Origin of the sequence: Enterobacter sp. 04-C-12-SI-ECC (assembly GCF_047530715.1) — a bacterium.
Lineage (GTDB): Bacteria > Pseudomonadota > Gammaproteobacteria > Enterobacterales > Enterobacteriaceae > Enterobacter > Enterobacter bugandensis.
The window spans coordinates 108,582-127,302 of sequence record NZ_JBLKDI010000009.1 but is presented as its reverse complement, the minus strand read 5'-3'; the positions used below and the strand labels follow the sequence as shown (position 1 = coordinate 127,302).

Genomic DNA, 18,721 nt, shown 5'->3' with positions numbered 1-18,721 from the left:
AACTTCCATGATGTAGTATTTTATGTATAAAAATACAGCATTTTGGGGCTGCACATAAATGGTGATTTTGCTGTTACCAGAGCCTTCTATGATTCATTCAACCGATGACCAGCGATCTAGACTGAAAAGCCCCATACCAGAAGTTATTTGCTTATATGATCTCATGAACAGCTGGTAGGGTAAATGAATACTGGATACAGGTTTGGTGCCTGGTCGTGGGCGTTGAACAAGATAGTGGCAGGTTGATAGTCCGCCTGCCTGATGTAGTACCCATCAACGAGGTTTATAATTGTGCGGAACGTACTTATTGGATTTCTACTGAAGGCTATTTCCCGAGCTCCACCTCAGAAAAATATGCGTTATATTCCTCAAGCATTTGTTGCTGATGAGCCAATGCTAGCACGTCATTCCACTGCTCATTTTCATAAATAAGTGCCAACTTGAGTGAGTCCACCCTGCTCTGGTTACGCTCAATGAAACGAGCCCGTTTTTCAACATAGGGTTTGTTGCCGTACTCTGAGTTGATGCTGCGTGAAACTAGCCCTAAATTACCAAAACAGTCCAGTATTTCAGAGCTCACTCGGTTGGAATCAAAATGCTCAGGCTGCTGCGGGGAAACATGCTCCACTGAATTCCTGGCCGTCATTCGGAATGCCTGCCAGGCACTCCCTTTTTGAAAGCGGTAATGCTCCCAAAGAATATATTCCAGCTTGTAAAACCAATAGTGAGAAAATCCGGTTCCCTCATCAGCTCTCAGCACTGCCTGCATATCGCGGATCGGATAGCTATCGCACCATGGATTTAACACAAACGCACGGGTTCGTTCGATCAGTGGCTGTTCACTGCCACTGCAAAGCAAGTGATTGTCCAGATATTGCAGGTATCGGTGGGCACCTTCACCGCCATGGTTTAGTAGGTAACTAAGCAGGGGAGTTAGCCAGTAATGGGTGGTCAATTGCTGTGAGTGATAGAGCATGCTTTGTAACATAGCAAACCCGCTATCGGCATCACGGCTAGCGCGAATAAGGCTTTGGTAACCGTTCCGATTTTCATTCACTCGGAGGCGACGAATACCATGACCTTCTTCATTAGCATCATCGCTAATCCATTTGATGATATGTTTGTCAAACAGATAGCGGCAACGCCACAACAACTCGATAAAGCGACGTATCTGATTGGCTTGTTCTGATTTCTCAAACTGGGCTAGCCCCGCCAGCCAATGAGTCTGGAAGATCTGTAACAGCTCTTTGTCTAGGATTTTGCTGATATCATCGCGTTGCTGATGTAACAGAAAAAGGCGTAAAACATGCTGTAAGAGCATGGAAAAGCCGATAATACTGCGTACATCATCGGCTTCATAGGCCTCGTTATTTTCAGAAGCATTGTTAGATGGCTCCGTCAGGAGTGTCTCATCATTGAGGATATCGTCTAATGAGTGGTGTCTGAGGTCTTGTTGTGTACCTAATTCCAGCAGTACGTCACGTATAACCAAGGGATCAGAGAGCATCTCCCGGTCTCGTTTAGCATCCTCGACATTATAAAGCGGGATCAGCTTTATTCCTTTAACGGTACGTAGGTTCTTTTCGACATAGGCCCCCATAAATGAGCAGGCATCCCACATCTGGCCATAGGCTTCGCGCTCAGCGCTATCTGGCAGTAACGCCAGCAAGCGAGCTTTCAAAATTTCATGGTGCTGCAGCTGCACACCGCGATTGTTGATGACCTCAAACAACTTGTTAAGGTCCGTGTTGGCCGGTACCAGGGTCAATACCAGTTGAACCCGATCACGGATGAACGTACCCAATTTGACAAGATCAATCCGGTGGGTGTCATCCGTTCTAAGGGTGAAGTAACCCTCCATGACCTGCATCGCATAACTCAACGCAGCGGCCTTTTGCTCATCAGATGCAGCTCGGCCATCAAGTAAGGCTGCAAAAAAACGGCTTACCTCAGGGCGAATGGCAAACCGAATCCGCGGCTCACGACTATTTCCCAACTGGGCATAGAGAAAACAGGAAAGGGGATTTTGGCTTCGCTCACTGTTTTTCGATGATGAGAGCAGTCGCTCGATTACTACGCTAAGCAACCACAAGGTGGTAAAACGCTGCTGACCATCAATCAGATCCAACAACGGGTGCCCAGATTCTGTCCTTCCTTGCTCAATCACCAGCGTACTACCCAAGTAAAATACATCCTTATCGGCATTACAGGCGGAGACTAGATCATCAAGTAATACTTTGATCTGGTCACTACCCCATACATAGAGGCGTTGATAGATAGGAATATTGAAAAGCCTTTTTTCATCAATGAGTTGAGCCAGTGACATTAATTTTGATTCATATTGCATCTACTTTTCCATCCCTAGCCAACCTTTAAGTACCCAACTGTCACCCTCAGGGATACCATCAAGATTGAAATAATCCAGCAGCGCATTAAGGTAACGCCCCTGAACGCCCTTAGAGAGGACGATGGAGACAGCATTCCCGTATCCCTTACTACGTTCGATTTCAGAACGCAAGAATGCCATCACCTCTTGTGGGCGATAGGCTCCACATATCTCATCAAGCAGATTGTAAGGAGCGTCACGTAAGTACTTGAGTGGTGATTCTTTAAAGATATAACTTTTCTCCAACCGTAATCCCCCCAACACCAGTTCCAAACCCACTGCAAAGGCTAATAGATGTTGATAACCAAAACGGTCGACATACATCAGAAGGGCCAAGTTAAAGAGCTCCTGCAAGTAATAGGCATTAGCACGTACCACACGCCGATAAAACTCTCGGAATGCCTCTAATTCGTGGCAGGTATTCTCTTGGTATAAAAGAGCATCAAGTAAAGAGGCATATTTTTGAGCGTAAAGGAAAAAACAGATGCCTTTATGAATGGGCTGGCGCAAGGTAAATGGTAAATTGGCCGCACTTCCACTAATTTGTAAAGGGTTCAATGCCAAGCGATAGTCATCGCTACTTTGCAATTTAAGGGAATTGGCAAATTGATTGTGATAACCCGGGTAGAGCGGGATCTCATCAATCTCACCACCACCAACACTCTTTTGTTGAAAGGCTTCCAGCAGACTATCGTGATCTTCACGCTCCATTTTCTTATTACCCCGCCAATTGCGGGCACGCCACAAATAGTACTGAAACAGCTCGGGTGCAAAATCTTGCTGTTCACAATCCTGCCGCCTAGGGCCTGCCATTTGAACATGCTCCCAACGTCGAGCACAGATTTGCTGCAATGACTCTACATGCCGTACGTTGGGCCCGTTCACAGCCCGCAGGTGATAAGCTTTGAGCAAATCAGTCGCTTTAAGTGGCACTCCGCGAAAATTCTGAGTATCAAAAAAGGTAAAAGCGAGATCTTCGCGCTCAACTGTGATCACCGTAAAACACAATTGCTCAACTATGGATGGCTCTAGAGCTGATTCACGATGTTCGCTCATTAGCTTGCGTGCTACTCGCAAATTACGAGCTGAGATGGGAGAGCGGTAATGAAATTCTAACCCTTTGGGTAATTCATTGTGCAAAGTATGATACAGCACTGCTAGGGTACTGAGGCGTTGTTGGCCATCGATCACATAGCGGGCTTTTTTTTCGTCATTCCGATGCAGCAATAGGGTACCTAGATAATAGACTTTCTGCCCATTGCCGCTGTGCCTGAACTCGTCCAAATCCTCTAGCAACTGATTGACCTTGTGTCTATCCCAAACATAGGGGCGTTGGTAGTGGTCGAGCTGTAAAGTTGCCCCATTGTCGCACAAAGTGGCAAAATCCATCATGCAGACCTCGACGGGCTGCTTAATCGTCATGATTGTGGCTCCAATGGCTGCTGGGTAAAGTCACTTAGCGGTTTTTCTTTACCATATCTTAATAAATAGGAAGCAATTTCCAGCAGCTCTTTTTTTGATGTCCTCATGTCCGCTCCCTATGAAGCATTTTTACATACCCATCGTTGCATGACATTATTGAATCAAGGAATGATAATGAACATATAATTTTTTGTATTGATGTGAGCTTATACAACATCGCTTGATATGGCGCTAACATGTAGAATTTTAAGGGGCTAATCCTTCAGTACATCCCACTTCCGACAGTAGTCCCCGTCTTACACACCGGGCATTTTTTCTCACCGCGAAAATCTACGCTGCACATGACGCACTGCCAGTCACGCATCGGCCATGTCATTCAGAACCGTCTAAAATAGGGCCTGAGTTTTGCTCTTTCCGTAATTAATCACAACGGCGAGATGTTTTGGTTTGATGTCAGCTTCGATATGTCAGACGTAAGCTTTCTAGTTGAGAGTGGCGGAATAAAAGGCGGCTTGAGTGGCGTAGATGGCAGGTATAGCGCTCGTAAGGGGGGCTGAGCCGTTTTAGTACCGATCAGGCTAGCGTTGCCGCCGAGAGCGAGAAAGGATTTAGCAAACATCATCAGACTCCTGCAGGTAGACGTAAGTCGATCCTGAGGAGTCGCTACAAGATGCGTTAAAATTTGAAAGTGAGATTCACAAACATGTTGAAATTGGAACAGATTAATTTCTCGATTCATAAATACGATAATACAACCACTCCTCCACATCGCTTTTTAACCAACGTGATGCTCTGCCCAGCTTAATTGGTTTCGGGAATAAGCCATCCTGTATCAGCTTGTAAAACCATTTGTCGCTCAGGCCAGTAAGTTGGGTAATGAATTTCATATCAATAAATTGATCTTCAAGCAATGTGGGCTTTGTATACATAGTGATGTGTTCCGGTTAAGAATAAATAACCAGAGCCGTTAGTAAAATTATTTACTGCCAGCTCCTCCACATCAATGGCTTCAGTTGTAAAAAAGTTTGGAACATAGGCAAGGGTAAACCTTACCTATATAAAATACTTCGCTTATAAGTTCCTTGGGCGGCCTAATCCACTTGGTGGTGGCACTTCACTACTACCGTAGATATTCATGCCATACTTCTGTTCCTGCTTAGCAAGATAGCTAATGATATATCTCAATCCCTGAATGTAATCAGTATCCCGGTGGTTAATGATCTTATTGATGTCAGCCTTATAGTTCTCCTTGTGTTCACATCGATGATATTTACCGTCTCCCTGAGTTATCTCCCTCCATAAATTACCAATACGTTCTGCTACCGGAAATGTTTTACGTATTTTTTGTCCGTCCAGATACACCACTGTATGAGAATGAAACCTACTGTCCTCACCATATTCAATTACCCAAAAAAATCCAGCTATACCATGTTCCTGTTCGACTTGCTTAAATAGCTTCCGAAGATCCTGCTGAAGGCAACTGTAGTCCTTTTTGTAACGTTCTGAGTTCTGGTTGTACGAAAAGTCCAGTCGGATACCGAGCACCTTTGAATAGCGTTCAATGACACTATTCAGGTGGTGATTTATCAGGCTATGTAAAAACCAGTCCATTTTATATTTGGCAATGTATGGATAGTTATCGTTCATGTTGTTTCCTCTGAGGTTATGGTCCAGAGGAAAGGGATGTGTTGTATTTTTTTGTCAGGTGGTTTGATGGTAAAAGTTGGAAGGAATATTAATTATACTAATTAACCTAAATGATTTTTAGCATGAGATAAAAGAGATGCCATCTTCGTTCTGAGAGTAGTGATAGCTCTTTCGAATACTGTTCCGAAAGGTGGGCGCTTAGCCTGTGTGATCCTCTCTAAGGGACGGTGTAAGTTTGACTGGTCAGAAGGAGGAGAGCATGGATGGTGTACTTGTTCCTTATACTAATACCCATTGATGTAAAAAAAATCACATTCGGACCCGCATCTAGAACTTAGTGGGTGGAAATCTGTTTCTACACACCCGGTTTTATAGGCTTTGTTGGAAAAAATAACATAATTTTAATTACTAAAATATTACTGATATGTTATCGTTTTTTCATTATTTTTGTTGTGGATTAATTACTATCGAAAGTGTATTTTTTGTACACTTCGTTGGTGGTTTCAGAGACAGGGGAAAGGGAATGGCATTAATGGATTATGGTCGTTGCAGGATGTACAGACTACAGCTCGAATGGCTTAGAGTGAATCACGGTGTACCAGTGAACTGGGATGCCGTTAACCGATACCATTCGGCATCACAATATACATTTTTAATAAATGAAATTATATCCAATGATATGTTTCTCAATGCTAATCGAAAAAATGTCATCAGAGAAATGAAAGAATATGCTTCCAGTAGAGTTGTTTCTGGGAAGTATTTCAACTGGATGAAGGCCGAAGATAGGGCTGCTTGTTACTCTTTGTTTTGGCTGGTTTGTAATGCGAATCCATTTTTTCTTGGATGTAATCCCGAACATAAAGATCAAGACGCCCGCAAAGGACACTATTTAGATAACGTTTTTGAAATAGCTAATGGTATTAAATTTCAGTATGTCGCTCCCTTTGGTGATTCCATCGATAACTATGTTTTTTCAAGTATGGTTTTTGTTGATAATCTGGATGGGAAGATAGCAGACAAAATCACGCTAATAGAAAATGCCTATAACGCGTGGTCAAGACATTTTAGTCTTTTTCCCCGTCCATTTAAATGGATTGACTTAAGCGAAGAAGATAATGTTTTCTGGTTATGGGACTATATGCGAAAAAACCATATTGGATGTGATCTGCTTCCGTCATCTTCAAAACAGCAAAAAGATTTTTTGCTGGCAACGTTTGACAACTGGGCCGGCTGGACAAATCAACAGTTTAGTAAACAAAAAGAAAATGCCCGTAAGGTGCGGGCTAACCCGGAAGAGCCTTCTTCGTTAAAGAAGCTATTAAACCCCACTACGTCCGATGATTGCAGAAAAGTTTTCCTGGACTATGCGCGTAATGCTTGGGTGCAGAGACGACATCGTCAGAAAGTAAAAAAAGATACAACCGGGATAAAGCTTACAGCACAATCCAGAAAGAAACTTCTGGATATACAGCAGTTATCAGGTGTTGAGCCAAATGCCATACTAAAAAGCCTCATTGATGATGCTTATAAAAGAATGAAGGAAAAAAAAGAAGATTAAAAATATTTCCGATATATATCATTTTCATGAATATACCAGCATAACGGCAGAACTTCACAGTTCTGCCGTTTTAGTTTTATTTATTGCAGGAGTAGTCATGAATAATGCACAGGGCTTACAGCCACTAAACCATTCGCTTTCCGGCCTGCCGCAATGGGTGTCTGAACGTATATTGCAGCAGATAAATCAGTTAACCCATTACGAGCCAGTGATCGGCATTATGGGTAAAACAGGGGCGGGAAAGAGTAGCCTTTGCAATGCCTTGTTTGTCGGCGAAGTATCGCCGGTCAGCGATGTGGCAGCCTGTACCCGTGAACCTTTGCGATTTCGTCTGCAAGTCGGTGAGCGGTTTATGACAATCGTGGACCTGCCCGGCGTGGGCGAAAGCGGCGCTCGCGATATCGAGTATGCTGCGCTGTACCGTGAACAACTTCCCCGACTTGACCTGGTGTTGTGGCTGATTAAGGCTGATGACCGGGCGCTGGCAGTGGATGAGCACTTTTATCATCAGGTGATTGGGGAGGCTTACCGGCATAAGGTGCTGTTTATTATCAGCCAGTCAGATAAGACTGAACCCACCAGCGGTAGTGGTCAATTGTCTACGGAGCAGAAGCAGAATATCAGCCGTAAAATCTGTCTGCTGCATGAACTGTTCCAACCCGTGCATCCGGTATGTGCAATGTCGGTCCGGCTGCAGTGGGGACTGAAGGTGATGGCCGAGCGGATGATAAAGTGCCTGCCGCGTGAGGCCAGCAGCCCCGTGGTGGCGCAACTGCAGTCTCACTTTCGCACAACAGCAGCCCAGGAAAAAGCGCGTGACGATTTTGGTGAAACGGTCGGCTCGGTACTGGATACAGTAAGTTCCATGCCCCTGATACCGGCCCCGGTTCGGACATTCATCCAGTCTGTACGCGACATCGTGGTATCGGTCGCCCGTGCAGTCTGGAACTTCTTCTTCTGAACATTAACCCTTCTAACCCGTAGTTTCCTGAGCCCTGCCGCCATTTTGCGGCAGGGCTTTTTTGCTTTTATTTATCCATCATGAGGAGTCTGCTTATGACCCGTCTGGCTTCGCGCTTTGGCGCAGCAAATCTTATTCGTCGTGATCGTCCGCTAACCCGTGAAGAGCTGTATCGCGTGGTACCCAGTGTGTTCAGTGAGGACAAACACGAGTCACGTAGTGAAAAATACACCTACATACCCACCATATCCCTGCTGGACAGTCTGCAGCGCGAAGGCTTTCAGCCCTTCTTTGCCTGCCAGACCCGAGTGCGTGACCCAGGGCGTCGTGAGCATACAAAGCATATGCTGCGCCTGCGTCGGGAGGGGCAAATTACCGGCAAACAGGTGCCGGAAATTATTCTGCTCAACTCCCATGATGGCACCAGCTCGTATCAGATGTTGCCGGGATTATTCCGTGCGGTATGTCAGAACGGCCTCGTCTGCGGTGAGTCGTTTGGCGAGGTACGGGTGCCGCACAAAGGAGATGTGGTGAGTCAGGTGATTGAGGGGGCTTATGAAGTACTGGGGATCTTTGACCGTGTGGAAGAAAAACGTGATGCCATGCAGTCGCTGATACTGCCCCCGCCTGCACAACAGGCTCTGGCACAGGCTGCACTGACGTACCGTTTCGGTGAGGACCACCAGCCGGTGACTGCACCTCAGATACTCTCCCCACGCCGCTGGCAGGATGAGAGCAATGATCTGTGGACCACATACCAGCGTATTCAGGAGAACCTGATTAAGGGCGGACTCAGCGGGCGTAATGCTAAAGGCGGACGAACGCATACTCGTGCCGTGCGTGGCATTGACGGGGACGTGAAGCTTAACCGTGCGCTGTGGGTGATGGCAGAAACACTGCTCACGCAACTGCAGTAGACGTTTCATGTTGCCACGTTGTTAATATCGGACACCACCTGTCCGCACCGCTATGTGCTCGTGTGCCTCAATCCCCCGGTTATGGCCTTCAACCCCCGTTACATCTGGCTTTTGCAGAAATAAAAAATAGTTTTTGCGTTGTCCATACCCTGTCCGCCCCCCTCTTTAAAGTAATCACATCATTTTCAGTCAGTTAACTTTCCTGGAGAACCTCTCATGACACAGGCAGAACGCCGCCATGACCGGCTGGCTGTCAGGCTGTCACTGATAATCAGCCGTCTGGTGGCGGGGGAAACGCTGAGTGTGCGTAAGCTGGCCGCTGAGTTTGGTGTGTCGGTGCGCACGCTGCGGCGTGATTTTCGTGAGCGGCTGATGTATCTGGACCTGGAGTATCAGTCCGGATATTGCCGCTTACGCACAGCGGGCAGTGAGACGCAGATGGTGCCCGACGTGCTTATCTTTGCCCATCGCAGCGGGATGGCCGGTCTTTTTCCTGGCTTTGACCGCCGCCTGGTGAACGCACTGCTGATGTGCGATGAGTCTCCCTGCGTTATAGCACCCGCCAGCCCTGTTCCTTCGCCATCAGGCGCATTGTCTTTCTGGCGACTGATTCAGGCCATTACCGGGCGCAGGCGGGTAACGCTGATTGCCGAGGAGCAGCGCTGTGAGCGGCTGGCTCCCTGTCGGTTACTCATCCACCAGCAGGCCTGGTATCTGGTGGCAGAGCACGACGGACATATCGCCGTATTCTCCCTGGATGAAATCCATCTGGTTCAGCCCCTGCAGGAGACTTTCCGGCGTAACGACAGTCTGTGTCGTCTTGTTGAAGACCCGGGCTTTATTCAGTCCTTACCCCATTTTCGCTTTATCCAGCAGTCACTGCTTACGTTTGTTCCGGCCAACAGCTCACCAGAATAGCGCAAGCGTTGTTATCAACCCGGCAACAGGGAGGAGCCCTATGCCCGTTATTGCCATTATCGCCATTGTTGTCATCGTCATCATTCTGAATAAAACCGGGGTGTCCGACAGTCTCGCGGCCCTGACCCTTGCCACTGTTGCCGCACTGCTGACGGGAGGTGGCGCAGCCGGTGCTGCCAGCGTCGCGCTGACACCGTTTGTCGGCGTGCCGGTGGGTATTTTCGTCGGCATTTATGTATTTGCCAAAGTGGTACGTCTGATTTCAGGGAAAAAATAATGAAATGTAAAACACTACCTCTGCTGGCGATGGTTGCCACCACTCTGTTTCTGAGCGCCTGCGATGACAGGAGTGATGACCTGAAAGCTATCAGTAAATTTAAGGACCTCACGCCTCCGCGCTTCAGCGATGTGGTCAGTCGGCAGGATGATGTCAGCGAAGAATGGTCACAGGTTGGCTTTTCATCAGGTCTCACCCTGCAGGTCTTACGTACCCGTGAGTCGCCCGATGGCTGCGAGGGCGGTAGTTACTACTACCTCGTGGATATGCAGGAAAAAACCATCCAGCCGCTGATGAATGCGCTTTGTATTGCCGACAATATCAAACTGGAATACCACGAGGTTACGGACCCGTATACCAAAGAAAGATACTTTGAGTACGCCCATGACGGAAAACTGATGGGTCGACTGCTGATACCCTCGAACCCTGACAATCAGGAATAAAAAAAATGATAAAGGAGAGAGAAATGACAATACGTTCACTAAGCCGATTTATGCTGGCGGGTGTACTGCTCGCGAGCTTTAATGCCTCTGCGATCCCGGGGCTCTGGCAGCAGGGTTACGGTCAGGGCAATACGGAATACAGCGTCACGGATGCTAACGGGCAGACCTTTACCATCAACTGCACAGGAAACCCGGACCAGAATGGTTTCTATCAGCATTCAGTCTTTCTTACCCTTGCTGGGGACAAAACGGTCAGCTCACATGATGACAATACTGACATCACCGTGGTGATGGACCATAAGCAATATGCCGTTCCCTCAACACTTGGATGGCGTAACGGCGATAACGCCTGGTTTGACTTCATCATGGATATCCGTAAGACCGGGCAGTTTGACGTTTACGTCAATGACCGTAAAGCGGGGACTTTCACTGTGGACCTGAAGAACGCAGAGAAAGTTCTACCCATTCCCGGAGACTGCAGTAACGATTGACAGCCGCATCTTCCCCCGCAAACTAACCCCGACAGCCACCAGGCTGCCGGGGTTTTCCTTTATCAGGAGCCTGCAAATGTCCCCCATCAGTGTTGCTGCCACCGGGACCGTTCACCCGGATACAAGCGGAAGTTGTCATGGTAACGTATCGCAATATCACTATTGAAGACGACCAGGGTAGTCACTTCCGACTAGTGGTTCGTGACCCCGAAGGCCTGATGGTCTGGCGGGCATGGAACTTTGAACCTGACGGCGGAGCTGGGCTTAACCTTTATATCCGGTAGTACAGCATTATAAAGCAGCCCTCAGCACTCTAATTGAACGCGCACTTAACGCGGCATCACGCTTCACACCACATCATTTATTCCCCATCACGCCAGCCTGAGTTGCTGGCGATTTTATTCCCGGAGAACACCATGACACAACACACCCTCATCCTGGCTAACGAGCCACAGTTGATTATCACCGCTACAGCTGTACCCGATGAACAACGTATCGGCTTCTGGCCACAACACTTTGGTTCTATTGCGCAGTGGATAACGCTGGAACCACGTATTTTCGCCTGGATGGACCGCTTCTGTGATGAGTACAGCGGTGGTATCTGGTCCTTTTACACGCTCAGCAATGGCGGCGCGTTTATGGCCCCTGATGCTGACGTTGACGATAAATGGCATCTGTTCAACGGCATGAACGGCAATGGTGCGCAAATGAGCGTGGAAGCCGCAGGTATCGCAGTCTGCCTGATTGAATACAGCCATCACGCCTGTCGCACCGAATGCGATGCCATGACTGAACACTATTACCGACTGCGGGATTACGCTCTGCAGCACCCTGAATCCCATGCCATTTTTGCCATCATTGATTAAGGGGTTTTGTCATGGAGAAACAACTGACTCTCTTTACACCGGAGCTGCCATTGACCTCACTGCGCACCATCAAACGAGCCCTGAGTCTGCTTGACCAGCACCTGCGCGAACCCGGTGTGGTGTTTACTTCCACGCAGGCTGCTCGCGACTGGCTCAGGCTGAAGATGGGAAACCTTGAGCGCGAAGAATTTATCGTGCTGTACCTCAATAACCAGAACCAGTTGCTTGCCCACGAAACGCTTTTTACCGGCACCCTCAGCCACACTGAAGTTCATCCCCGCGAGGTGGTGAAACGCGCCCTGTACTTTAACGCTGCAGCAGTGATATTTGCCCATAACCACCCCTCAGGAGAGGTTGCTCCGAGCCAGGCAGACAAAGCCATCACCCAACGGCTGGTACAGGCGTTGATGCTGGTGGAGATCCGGGTCCCCGACCACCTGATAGTCGGCGGCAGGCAAATATTCTCATTCGCCGAACATGGTCTTCTTTAACAGGAATAAAATTATGTATAAAGACGCTACACCAACCTGGGGGCTTAGACGAGATATCACTCCGTGTTTCGGAGCCCGACTGGTGCAGGAAGGTCATCGCCTGCATTTTCTGGCTAACCGGGCAGGATTCACCGGCTCATTCAGTGAGGTGCAGACCTTACAACTGAATGAAGCCTTCCCGCATTTTGTCGCATATCTGGAGCTGATGCTGCTCTCCTGCGAGCTGAATCCCCGGTACGCGCACTGTGTCACACTGTACCGTAACGGGTTGACTTGTGAAGCAGATACGCTGGGCAGTCATGGGCACGTGTATATGGCAATTTATCCCTCAAATCAGGTTAAAGACTGATCTTCAGCAGCATCTCAGCTTTGTAAGCCTTCAAATCTTCCGTTCCTTTATTTAAGAGACTCAACATATGCAAATCTCAACTGTACCGGCCACGATGCCGGTTTCGTCACGCCTGTCGCCCGTGCAGGTCTGGCAGCAATTGTTAACGTATCTGCTGGAGCACCATTACGGCCTGACGCTCAACGACACACCATTCCATGATGATGCGGCCATCAAGGAACATATCGAGGCGGGTATCACGCTTGCTGATGCGGTGAATTTCCTAGTGGAACGTTATGAACTGGTACGCACTGATCGCAAGGGGTTTACGTGGCAGGAGCAGACACCATTTGTAACCGCTACAGATATTCTCAGAGCCAGAAGAGCTACCGGGCTGATGAATAAGTAAATTCTGCGAGCTTCATTCCTGATTTTTACCTACGCGCTTTCTACTCTTCTTATTCATCGCATAACACGCCTGCCACTTACGGCAGGCGTGTTTGCTTTTATGGATAATTGACGATGCAAACAGAACCCGAGGTATTAAGCGAATTCAACGAACGGATGAATGATATTTTGGAGAAGCATTAATCGGGGATGCTGTCATCATGTTAGAATCTGGTTGGATCAACTCCTTGGTTTTGCCCCGATTCGAGTCCCAAAATCAATGATTTAATGTGTTGGTATCGATGTTGGTACATTATCCAGATGTTATTTTTTATTGCTTTTAAATCAAAGGATTAATCATTATGTGCGAGTCCGGCCTTCGCACTCATCCTCTAAACACCTCCCTCCAATGCCATTCCACAAACCCCTCCCTTGGATAATTCCCTTTGACCATCGGCAACGCAATCTGCTTCCCGGCAAAATCCCAGAACAGCCGCCCAACAATCCCGCCCCCATTCACCGCCTCGGAAACCAGCACCCGCATACTCTCATCCAGCCCAATCGATCCCTTATCAAACGCCTTATGATGAATCGCACACAGTGCCAGTCCGTTCTGGATCTCACACGGTCCGCCAAACTGCTTCCACTTGATATGCGCGGCTTCAAGTCCAACAGAGGCGTTATCATGCCGCATGTTAAACCCGCAGATTGCGCACTCATAGTTATAAGCACGCAGCACCTGCTGGCGGAACAGCGGATCGCGAACCTTACGGATCTGCTGAATATCAAAACCCATCTCATCCGCGATCTCTTCCTGAATGCTTTCGGGAAAATGCGCTTCAAGGATCTGCTGCGCCAGCGAGCCTATCAGGTTTTTGTTCTTATTCAGCAGCGCAAAGTGTTCTTCATCAAACCCGCCTGCGACGTTATGTTCCACAAGTTCTTTAACGGGCGGCTGCTTACTGCCAGTGGTCGAACAAAACTCAGTATTCTTCAGATCCCAAAAGCCGTCCCCTTTGAGCCTCCAGAAGGGCATATTTGGGTAATGCGCCTTCCTCTGTGGGCCAAAGCGTTCTAGCAGGCTAAGCAACTGTTCGTGGACCTCAGTACCGTAATCAAACAGTCGTGCATGCCCCTGCTGATAGCTCGCCAGCACGTACAGAAGCAATAAAGGCTTATGCGGCGCACGCTGTTCGCCTTTGCGCCAGATGGTGATGTCGGCAATTGCCTGTTCGAGAGTTTTGCTGGAAGCCATCGCGTTACGGAAGAGGGTAAATAATTGCGATGATGCTCGCAAAACTCAGACCAATCAACCTGTAACCAACAAAAACATGACCTTACCCCACAGAACCCTATTTCCTGAATCCCCCTCGCAAATTCTAAATTTACCCCACACCAAACCGCTGTATTTATATTCAGCCCTGTATAATGGGCACCAGAGATTACGCCGAACGGCAAAGGTAGTATCGAGGAATATTTAACGAAGAATTCGCGATATGAAGGTGCTGCAACACCCCCATACCGCTAACCACAAACAACTAATCAGGAGTTGAAAATGGCTGCGACGAATTTTAAGCCAGAGTTTACCGTTTGCAAAACAGAATCAGACGCTTTCACCGGCATGATTGAAAACCGCGAGCTGGTACGCAAAAACAGCGCCCGCCGTCTGCACGGCAACCAGCCCAACGCGGCACCCGTCCACCCTCGCGCGGAAACGCAGCAGGACAGTGCAGCCTGCTGCGAACTGTATGCACGCATAGACATGAAATACCTCCTGCTGGGCGGCGACTGGTTAAAACGTGCGGGCTTTATCAACGGCATGCCCGTAAAAATCCGGGCTATGAAAGACTGTATTGTGATTACGCCCCAGCATACAAGAGAATTATGGGGATGCCTGGAAGGGATGAGTGTGGTGAATATAAATAAACAGAAAGTCGCGCAGTGGTTGAAGACGTTTCCGGGAGCGCTAAATGATACCGGGGATATACCCGTTGTGAAGCGGGGAATCGGGCAAGCGATGCCTGAGTAGTTCTGGCTTCCTGCCTCATATTCCTGGAGCAATAAAACGATACGGGCATGTCATCCCATGCCCGTTTTAAGTAAAAATCACTCGTGCTTTACCTGTTCTTTCACAGCCTTAACCAGCACAGCGTGAAGTTCGCCGACGGTTAAATCGCGTATCACAGGTTCGGGTATGCCACGCACCCAGCGGATAAATCGACAGATGCCAAAAAAGTCTATGCCTTCACCCGTAAACAGATACTCATTCTCCGCGAGAGAGAACGTTTTCCTGTAGCCATCTTCTTCTGTGGCAAGCTGAACGCCAAAAGCTTCTTCGCAGTCTTCCAGTAGGTCTTCGCCATCCATACCGCAAATATGCAAATCGGCCTCAATCCAGGTGTTGCTATCGATAGGTTTGCGATGTATCCCAGAGGACTCACGTACGACCTCAATTACTTGTGCGAGAGTAGGTTCCATTTACAAAATATTCCGTATTCGTTAGTTTCAATTGGCTATCCGGAGCTTAACAGTCACCCACTATTCGATAAGTTGTAAAGTAGAGTACGGATTCAGAAAGCGTGATTATCTTTGCTATGGCTTGAAACCGGGTTTGCCATTTGCGCTACGCCACTCCTTTACTTCCTGGACTACGCCCTCGGGAGTGTCTTCTCTGCCTTCTCGTGGATAGTAAATTAGATCAGAACCATCAGGGTGCTGCGTCAATCGTTTGAATTCGAGGATGTTTTTTATATCTTCAGCTTCAGTGGTACCAGATACATCAAAAATTTTTCTTACAAATTCCAAAAATTGCTCTTCTGTGTAATCTTCAATTTTATCCATTTTTAAATCGTAGATGAGATCTTTTAATGTGCCCGATAAGATTATCGGGCAATGCCTCTCACCAATTATCCCTATAGTCGAAAGAAACCTGATAGTCATAAATAGTGGGGGTTATTTTATGTACGAAGTGGGGCTGAAGAACGGGTATCCATTCGGCTTCAACATCAAAAAAACCATTATTCACATTGTTCTTAGTCGGCATATGAAAACCTTTGGTCATGATCTTCGCATTATCGCCGAAATCGTTCGAAAATTCTCTACCTTCACCTAGTTCAGTCCTCATATCATACCATTGCAATCTAATTTTCAAACCCATGGTAGCCCTCTTTTTTAAATTATTGATTCTAAAGTTAGGTTAAATTTCCCCTCCAGAGAGCTGAAAGGTTAAATCATCAGAATAAAATTTTTTCCCAAGAAGGCTTTCTAAACGATGTGCCTGATGCTCATTGATATTATAGACGCCGATACCATGCGAAAAATCGCTTCTATCTTCTGCATTCATTCCCATAATCATGCATAGATCATTGAGGTTTTGATGCGGTATTTCGATTTCGAAAAGCAAATTTTCATCCGTTTTACTGTATGCATCAATTGTGTAAACGATCATTATTTTTCTACCTTTCTGGTTGGATCTGCTGGTTTAGTTTGCTTACCCGTAGTGGGATCAAACTCACCGAGGTGACTGCGTCCTGAGCGATCATAGACCTCAACTGTACCGTGTTGAGAATCCCATTCGTAAATTTTACCTTTTGAATCCTTCCAACGGGTACGAAGTTTTCCTCCCCCCTTAATTGGTGTTTTCGCTTGAGCTTTCTTAGCATCAGGAAATGCAGATAAGGGAGGATTTCCTTTAGGAGGTGAATGGTATTTGTGATCTGAATTACTATAGACATAAATCGGCGGCACCCCGCCCACCGGCAGAATCAGAATATAATCCGCAAACGTCCTCTCTTCCGGTGTCGGGCTGGTCGTCACACCAATCCCCGTATCCTCCGGCAGCGGGTCAACCACAACCGGGTTCGGTATCCGTACCGGGTTGTGATTGCCCGTATCCCACGGCTTACTGTCTCCGGTGCGGTCCGGTGTCCAGATGAGGGTGATACCGGGGTCTTCTTCGGTGGTAAAGGTGTACGCCTGGCGTTGGCTATCCCACTCCATCCTGCGAACGCGCACGCTGTCTTTGCCCGGCGGCGTATGCCAGCCGCGCGGTGTCGGGTTACCGCTGGCGTCGTTCTCCCAGGTGAAGCGAACGCGGGTAGGGGCTTCCCGCATCTGTTCGGCGCGCATCCTGTCGATAAAATCCTGTTCGCCGTCGTTCAGCTTGCCGGGGTACATTCCTATCAGCAGCCCTGCGACAGGGGCACCAAGGCCTCCCGTGGCTATCTCGCCAAGTGCAGCGCCGCGCACGGCCCAGGTGCCAGGAGTGATTGTGCTCCCGCCAACCAGAACAAGTTCGCTGGCATCGGCGATCGCGGTCCGTGCAATCCAGGCCCTTTCTTCGTCCGCAACGGCAGCCTGATAGTCCATCTCCTCGTGATGCCCATTCCACCAAAGATAAAGCGCGCTGCGTTGCTTCGGCTTTGGGATCGCCTTACGCTTTGCCGCCTGAGCGTGTTGCGGGGCGTCTTTAGGCATGGCCTGGTAAAATGCCATCTCGGCGAAGTTGGTGTGCGGCTCGCTTCCGGTGCCTGCATCGTTACAGCCTTCACCACGCAGGCAGGATTTCGCAAAGACCCGATTGCGATCGCGTTCTTCTGTTCGCCGCAGCGCTTCGGCCTCTTGCTCTTTTTGGCGCACTGCGAGCATGGCCTGATGCTTTTCCTGTGCGATCTGTTCAGGAGAGGGACCGGATCCGAGCCACTCTCCCGATGGGGCAATCACGCGGTTGGTTCCGCGCGGGCATCCACAAATGACGACAGAACCATCGACGGCTGAGGCTTGCCCCATCCAGTTGACGCGTGGCTCACCGTTGGCAATCACGCCCTGTTTGCCGCATTTAGGGCATGCCGTGGTTTTATCGCCAACACGAACGATGCCGCGACCATGCTCGGTGCAGTTGGGCAGAGTTGTGCAGCATATTGCGCCGGTGGTTGTTCTGTCGCCGTGCAGCGCCTGACCGCGTCCATGGTTATCGGAACGGTAGCCCATGTCCTATTCTCCGGGCCAGGTTAAGAAGTCCTCATGAGGTGGAATACCTTCGCGGGTGACCAGATAAGTACTGCCTAGCGGTGTGCTGATAATCTCGTCATCGTTATCAAGCAGGCTGCCAACCAGCGCAACGCCCTGACGTCTCCAGGAAAACGCTTCGCCAGCTGAGGTCATAATCGTGGCGAGCGTTCCATCCGGATAGGCCACACAGTCTCCTTCGACAATCACGCTGGTGTAACTCCCATCGTCCATGAGCATTGTGGCTTCACGATCGACGGGAAGAACAACGCCGCCCAGTCGGGTCTGGCTGCCAGCCGTGGCGATCCGCCAGATGGCGGTGACGGGATGTTGTCGATGAAAGGCTTCCTGTTCGGCAATGATGGCGCGCGCGTCCTCGGGCATGGCGGCCAGTTCTTCATCGGAAAACGGTGAACGATCTATTTCCGCTTTTAACTCAGCGGTAAATTCATTGGTATAAAGCTGCATGACAATTCCTTGTAGGGGCAGAAGAGTAAATGCAGCAATGCTAGGTTTTAGACTGTATGGCGAATATACATAAAGTGGTTAATAAACCGGGCTAAAATCCGAAATAAATATCCAGATTGATATCAGTCATATTCTAATCCAGGGGCTGTAATGG

General features: G+C 48.5%; 25 protein-coding genes. 13 read left to right on the top strand and 12 right to left on the bottom strand.

Annotation, left to right across the window (positions count from 1 at the left end):
- Positions 1-325: 325 nt before the first annotated feature.
- The 5 genes from ACMWL8_RS14115 to ACMWL8_RS14095 form a co-directional block, all read right to left on the bottom strand.
- Entirely contained in the window at positions 326-2,347 is a 2,022-nt protein-coding gene (locus ACMWL8_RS14115; protein WP_241276765.1) for a DUF262 domain-containing protein, read from the bottom strand.
- The gene (locus tag ACMWL8_RS14110) at positions 2,348-3,808 is read right to left on the bottom strand and encodes a DUF262 domain-containing protein (protein WP_241276764.1); all 1,461 of its coding nucleotides are present in this window, start codon (positions 3,806-3,808) and stop codon (positions 2,348-2,350) included. It abuts the gene before it with no gap.
- A 262-nt stretch (positions 3,809-4,070) separates the two neighbouring features.
- Positions 4,071-4,172 (bottom strand): zinc-ribbon domain-containing protein, encoded by a 102-nt coding sequence (locus tag ACMWL8_RS14105; RefSeq protein WP_223825732.1) that lies wholly within the window; start codon positions 4,170-4,172, stop codon positions 4,071-4,073.
- Positions 4,173-4,530: 358 nt separating this feature from the next.
- The gene (locus ACMWL8_RS14100; protein ID WP_125363031.1) at positions 4,531-4,737 is read right to left on the bottom strand and encodes a helix-turn-helix transcriptional regulator; all 207 of its coding nucleotides are present in this window, start codon (positions 4,735-4,737) and stop codon (positions 4,531-4,533) included.
- Positions 4,738-4,879: 142 nt separating this feature from the next.
- On the bottom strand, positions 4,880-5,455 hold the full coding sequence (locus ACMWL8_RS14095) for a YagK/YfjJ domain-containing protein (RefSeq protein ID WP_150147984.1): 576 nt from the start codon (positions 5,453-5,455) through the stop codon (positions 4,880-4,882).
- Positions 5,456-5,978: 523 nt separating this feature from the next.
- Between ACMWL8_RS14095 and ACMWL8_RS14090 the strand changes: the two genes are divergently transcribed.
- The 12 genes from ACMWL8_RS14090 (at position 5,979) to ACMWL8_RS14035 (ending at position 13,114) form a co-directional block, all read left to right on the top strand.
- Complete coding sequence (locus ACMWL8_RS14090) at positions 5,979-7,013, top strand: hypothetical protein (protein ID WP_241276763.1); 1,035 nt, start codon at positions 5,979-5,981, stop codon at positions 7,011-7,013.
- Between the two features lie 97 nt (positions 7,014-7,110).
- Positions 7,111-7,974: a GTPase family protein gene (locus ACMWL8_RS14085; protein ID WP_241276762.1), complete on the top strand. Its 864-nt coding sequence runs from the start codon at positions 7,111-7,113 to the stop codon at positions 7,972-7,974.
- Between the two features lie 95 nt (positions 7,975-8,069).
- Entirely contained in the window at positions 8,070-8,891 is an 822-nt protein-coding gene (locus ACMWL8_RS14080; RefSeq protein ID WP_241276761.1) for a DUF932 domain-containing protein, read from the top strand.
- A 216-nt stretch (positions 8,892-9,107) separates the two neighbouring features.
- Complete coding sequence (locus ACMWL8_RS14075) at positions 9,108-9,809, top strand: WYL domain-containing protein (protein ID WP_154916206.1); 702 nt, start codon at positions 9,108-9,110, stop codon at positions 9,807-9,809.
- A 40-nt stretch (positions 9,810-9,849) separates the two neighbouring features.
- Positions 9,850-10,086, top strand: a complete 237-nt coding sequence (gene ypjK, locus ACMWL8_RS14070) for a protein YpjK (protein WP_001144031.1) — start codon at positions 9,850-9,852, stop codon at positions 10,084-10,086.
- Entirely contained in the window at positions 10,086-10,529 is a 444-nt protein-coding gene (locus tag ACMWL8_RS14065; RefSeq protein ID WP_241276998.1) for a YfjS/YafY family lipoprotein, read from the top strand. Before ypjK ends, ACMWL8_RS14065 begins: the two co-directional genes overlap by 1 nt.
- A gap of 23 nt (positions 10,530-10,552) precedes the next feature.
- Entirely contained in the window at positions 10,553-11,020 is a 468-nt protein-coding gene (gene ykfB, locus ACMWL8_RS14060) for a protein YkfB (RefSeq protein WP_053266281.1), read from the top strand.
- Positions 11,021-11,109: 89 nt separating this feature from the next.
- Positions 11,110-11,304, top strand: coding sequence for a DUF905 domain-containing protein (locus ACMWL8_RS14055; protein WP_241276997.1), 195 nt, complete (start codon positions 11,110-11,112; stop codon positions 11,302-11,304).
- Positions 11,305-11,436: 132 nt separating this feature from the next.
- Positions 11,437-11,886, top strand: a complete 450-nt coding sequence (locus ACMWL8_RS14050; protein ID WP_241276996.1) for an antirestriction protein — start codon at positions 11,437-11,439, stop codon at positions 11,884-11,886.
- Positions 11,887-11,897: 11 nt separating this feature from the next.
- Positions 11,898-12,377 carry a RadC family protein gene (gene radC / locus ACMWL8_RS14045; RefSeq protein WP_241276995.1) on the top strand — a complete coding sequence of 160 codons (480 nt, stop codon included), beginning with the start codon at positions 11,898-11,900 and terminating at the stop codon, positions 12,375-12,377.
- Positions 12,378-12,390: 13 nt separating this feature from the next.
- Entirely contained in the window at positions 12,391-12,726 is a 336-nt protein-coding gene (locus tag ACMWL8_RS14040) for a type IV toxin-antitoxin system YeeU family antitoxin (RefSeq protein WP_105607669.1), read from the top strand.
- 67 nt (positions 12,727-12,793) lie between these two features.
- Positions 12,794-13,114: a TA system toxin CbtA family protein gene (locus ACMWL8_RS14035; protein WP_053266278.1), complete on the top strand. Its 321-nt coding sequence runs from the start codon at positions 12,794-12,796 to the stop codon at positions 13,112-13,114.
- A 363-nt stretch (positions 13,115-13,477) separates the two neighbouring features.
- Here the strand turns inward: ACMWL8_RS14035 and ACMWL8_RS14030 are convergent, their stop codons facing one another.
- On the bottom strand, positions 13,478-14,347 hold the full coding sequence (locus ACMWL8_RS14030; RefSeq protein WP_045259571.1) for a phosphorothioated DNA-binding restriction endonuclease: 870 nt from the start codon (positions 14,345-14,347) through the stop codon (positions 13,478-13,480).
- 300 nt (positions 14,348-14,647) lie between these two features.
- Here ACMWL8_RS14030 and ACMWL8_RS14025 point away from each other — a divergent pair, with 300 nt between their 5' ends.
- Positions 14,648-15,121, top strand: coding sequence for a SymE family type I addiction module toxin (locus ACMWL8_RS14025; protein WP_075206615.1), 474 nt, complete (start codon positions 14,648-14,650; stop codon positions 15,119-15,121).
- A 77-nt stretch (positions 15,122-15,198) separates the two neighbouring features.
- On the opposite strand, the gene ACMWL8_RS14020 is transcribed toward ACMWL8_RS14025, so the two are convergent.
- The 6 genes from ACMWL8_RS14020 to ACMWL8_RS13995 form a co-directional block, all read right to left on the bottom strand.
- Positions 15,199-15,570 carry a hypothetical protein gene (locus ACMWL8_RS14020; RefSeq protein WP_045259570.1) on the bottom strand — a complete coding sequence of 124 codons (372 nt, stop codon included), beginning with the start codon at positions 15,568-15,570 and terminating at the stop codon, positions 15,199-15,201.
- A gap of 114 nt (positions 15,571-15,684) precedes the next feature.
- Positions 15,685-15,933, bottom strand: a complete 249-nt coding sequence (locus ACMWL8_RS14015) for a bacteriocin immunity protein (RefSeq protein WP_045259639.1) — start codon at positions 15,931-15,933, stop codon at positions 15,685-15,687.
- 58 nt (positions 15,934-15,991) lie between these two features.
- Positions 15,992-16,216: a colicin E3-like toxin immunity protein gene (locus ACMWL8_RS14010; protein WP_321029301.1), complete on the bottom strand. Its 225-nt coding sequence runs from the start codon at positions 16,214-16,216 to the stop codon at positions 15,992-15,994.
- A 72-nt stretch (positions 16,217-16,288) separates the two neighbouring features.
- Positions 16,289-16,540 carry a hypothetical protein gene (locus ACMWL8_RS14005; RefSeq protein ID WP_045259569.1) on the bottom strand — a complete coding sequence of 84 codons (252 nt, stop codon included), beginning with the start codon at positions 16,538-16,540 and terminating at the stop codon, positions 16,289-16,291.
- Positions 16,540-18,081 (bottom strand): colicin E3/pyocin S6 family cytotoxin, encoded by a 1,542-nt coding sequence (locus tag ACMWL8_RS14000; RefSeq protein ID WP_045259568.1) that lies wholly within the window; start codon positions 18,079-18,081, stop codon positions 16,540-16,542. The genes ACMWL8_RS14005 and ACMWL8_RS14000 overlap by 1 nt, the downstream gene beginning before the upstream one ends.
- Before the next feature lie 3 nt (positions 18,082-18,084).
- Entirely contained in the window at positions 18,085-18,567 is a 483-nt protein-coding gene (locus ACMWL8_RS13995) for a hypothetical protein (protein ID WP_045259567.1), read from the bottom strand.
- Between the last annotated feature and the right edge of the window lie 154 nt (positions 18,568-18,721).

Bases quoted from the DNA above. Each gene is read 5' to 3' on its own strand.
- ACMWL8_RS14115 (WP_241276765.1), bottom strand. From the start codon at position 2,347: ATGCAATATGAATCAAAATTAATGTCACTGGCTCAACTCATTGATGAA.
- ACMWL8_RS14110 (WP_241276764.1), bottom strand. From the start codon at position 3,808: ATGACGATTAAGCAGCCCGTCGAGGTCTGCATGATGGATTTTGCCACT.
- ACMWL8_RS14105 (WP_223825732.1), bottom strand. From the start codon at position 4,172: ATGCGTGACTGGCAGTGCGTCATGTGCAGCGTAGATTTTCGCGGTGAG.
- ACMWL8_RS14100 (WP_125363031.1), bottom strand. From the start codon at position 4,737: ATGTATACAAAGCCCACATTGCTTGAAGATCAATTTATTGATATGAAA.
- ACMWL8_RS14095 (WP_150147984.1), bottom strand. From the start codon at position 5,455: ATGAACGATAACTATCCATACATTGCCAAATATAAAATGGACTGGTTT.
- ACMWL8_RS14090 (WP_241276763.1), top strand. From the start codon at position 5,979: ATGGCATTAATGGATTATGGTCGTTGCAGGATGTACAGACTACAGCTC.
- ACMWL8_RS14085 (WP_241276762.1), top strand. From the start codon at position 7,111: ATGAATAATGCACAGGGCTTACAGCCACTAAACCATTCGCTTTCCGGC.
- ACMWL8_RS14080 (WP_241276761.1), top strand. From the start codon at position 8,070: ATGACCCGTCTGGCTTCGCGCTTTGGCGCAGCAAATCTTATTCGTCGT.
- ACMWL8_RS14075 (WP_154916206.1), top strand. From the start codon at position 9,108: ATGACACAGGCAGAACGCCGCCATGACCGGCTGGCTGTCAGGCTGTCA.
- ypjK (WP_001144031.1), top strand. From the start codon at position 9,850: ATGCCCGTTATTGCCATTATCGCCATTGTTGTCATCGTCATCATTCTG.
- ACMWL8_RS14065 (WP_241276998.1), top strand. From the start codon at position 10,086: ATGAAATGTAAAACACTACCTCTGCTGGCGATGGTTGCCACCACTCTG.
- ykfB (WP_053266281.1), top strand. From the start codon at position 10,553: ATGACAATACGTTCACTAAGCCGATTTATGCTGGCGGGTGTACTGCTC.
- ACMWL8_RS14050 (WP_241276996.1), top strand. From the start codon at position 11,437: ATGACACAACACACCCTCATCCTGGCTAACGAGCCACAGTTGATTATC.
- radC (WP_241276995.1), top strand. From the start codon at position 11,898: ATGGAGAAACAACTGACTCTCTTTACACCGGAGCTGCCATTGACCTCA.
- ACMWL8_RS14040 (WP_105607669.1), top strand. From the start codon at position 12,391: ATGTATAAAGACGCTACACCAACCTGGGGGCTTAGACGAGATATCACT.
- ACMWL8_RS14035 (WP_053266278.1), top strand. From the start codon at position 12,794: ATGCAAATCTCAACTGTACCGGCCACGATGCCGGTTTCGTCACGCCTG.
- ACMWL8_RS14030 (WP_045259571.1), bottom strand. From the start codon at position 14,347: ATGGCTTCCAGCAAAACTCTCGAACAGGCAATTGCCGACATCACCATC.
- ACMWL8_RS14025 (WP_075206615.1), top strand. From the start codon at position 14,648: ATGGCTGCGACGAATTTTAAGCCAGAGTTTACCGTTTGCAAAACAGAA.
- ACMWL8_RS14020 (WP_045259570.1), bottom strand. From the start codon at position 15,570: ATGGAACCTACTCTCGCACAAGTAATTGAGGTCGTACGTGAGTCCTCT.
- ACMWL8_RS14015 (WP_045259639.1), bottom strand. From the start codon at position 15,933: ATGGATAAAATTGAAGATTACACAGAAGAGCAATTTTTGGAATTTGTA.
- ACMWL8_RS14010 (WP_321029301.1), bottom strand. From the start codon at position 16,216: ATGAGGACTGAACTAGGTGAAGGTAGAGAATTTTCGAACGATTTCGGC.
- ACMWL8_RS14005 (WP_045259569.1), bottom strand. From the start codon at position 16,540: ATGATCGTTTACACAATTGATGCATACAGTAAAACGGATGAAAATTTG.
- ACMWL8_RS14000 (WP_045259568.1), bottom strand. From the start codon at position 18,081: ATGGGCTACCGTTCCGATAACCATGGACGCGGTCAGGCGCTGCACGGC.
- ACMWL8_RS13995 (WP_045259567.1), bottom strand. From the start codon at position 18,567: ATGCAGCTTTATACCAATGAATTTACCGCTGAGTTAAAAGCGGAAATA.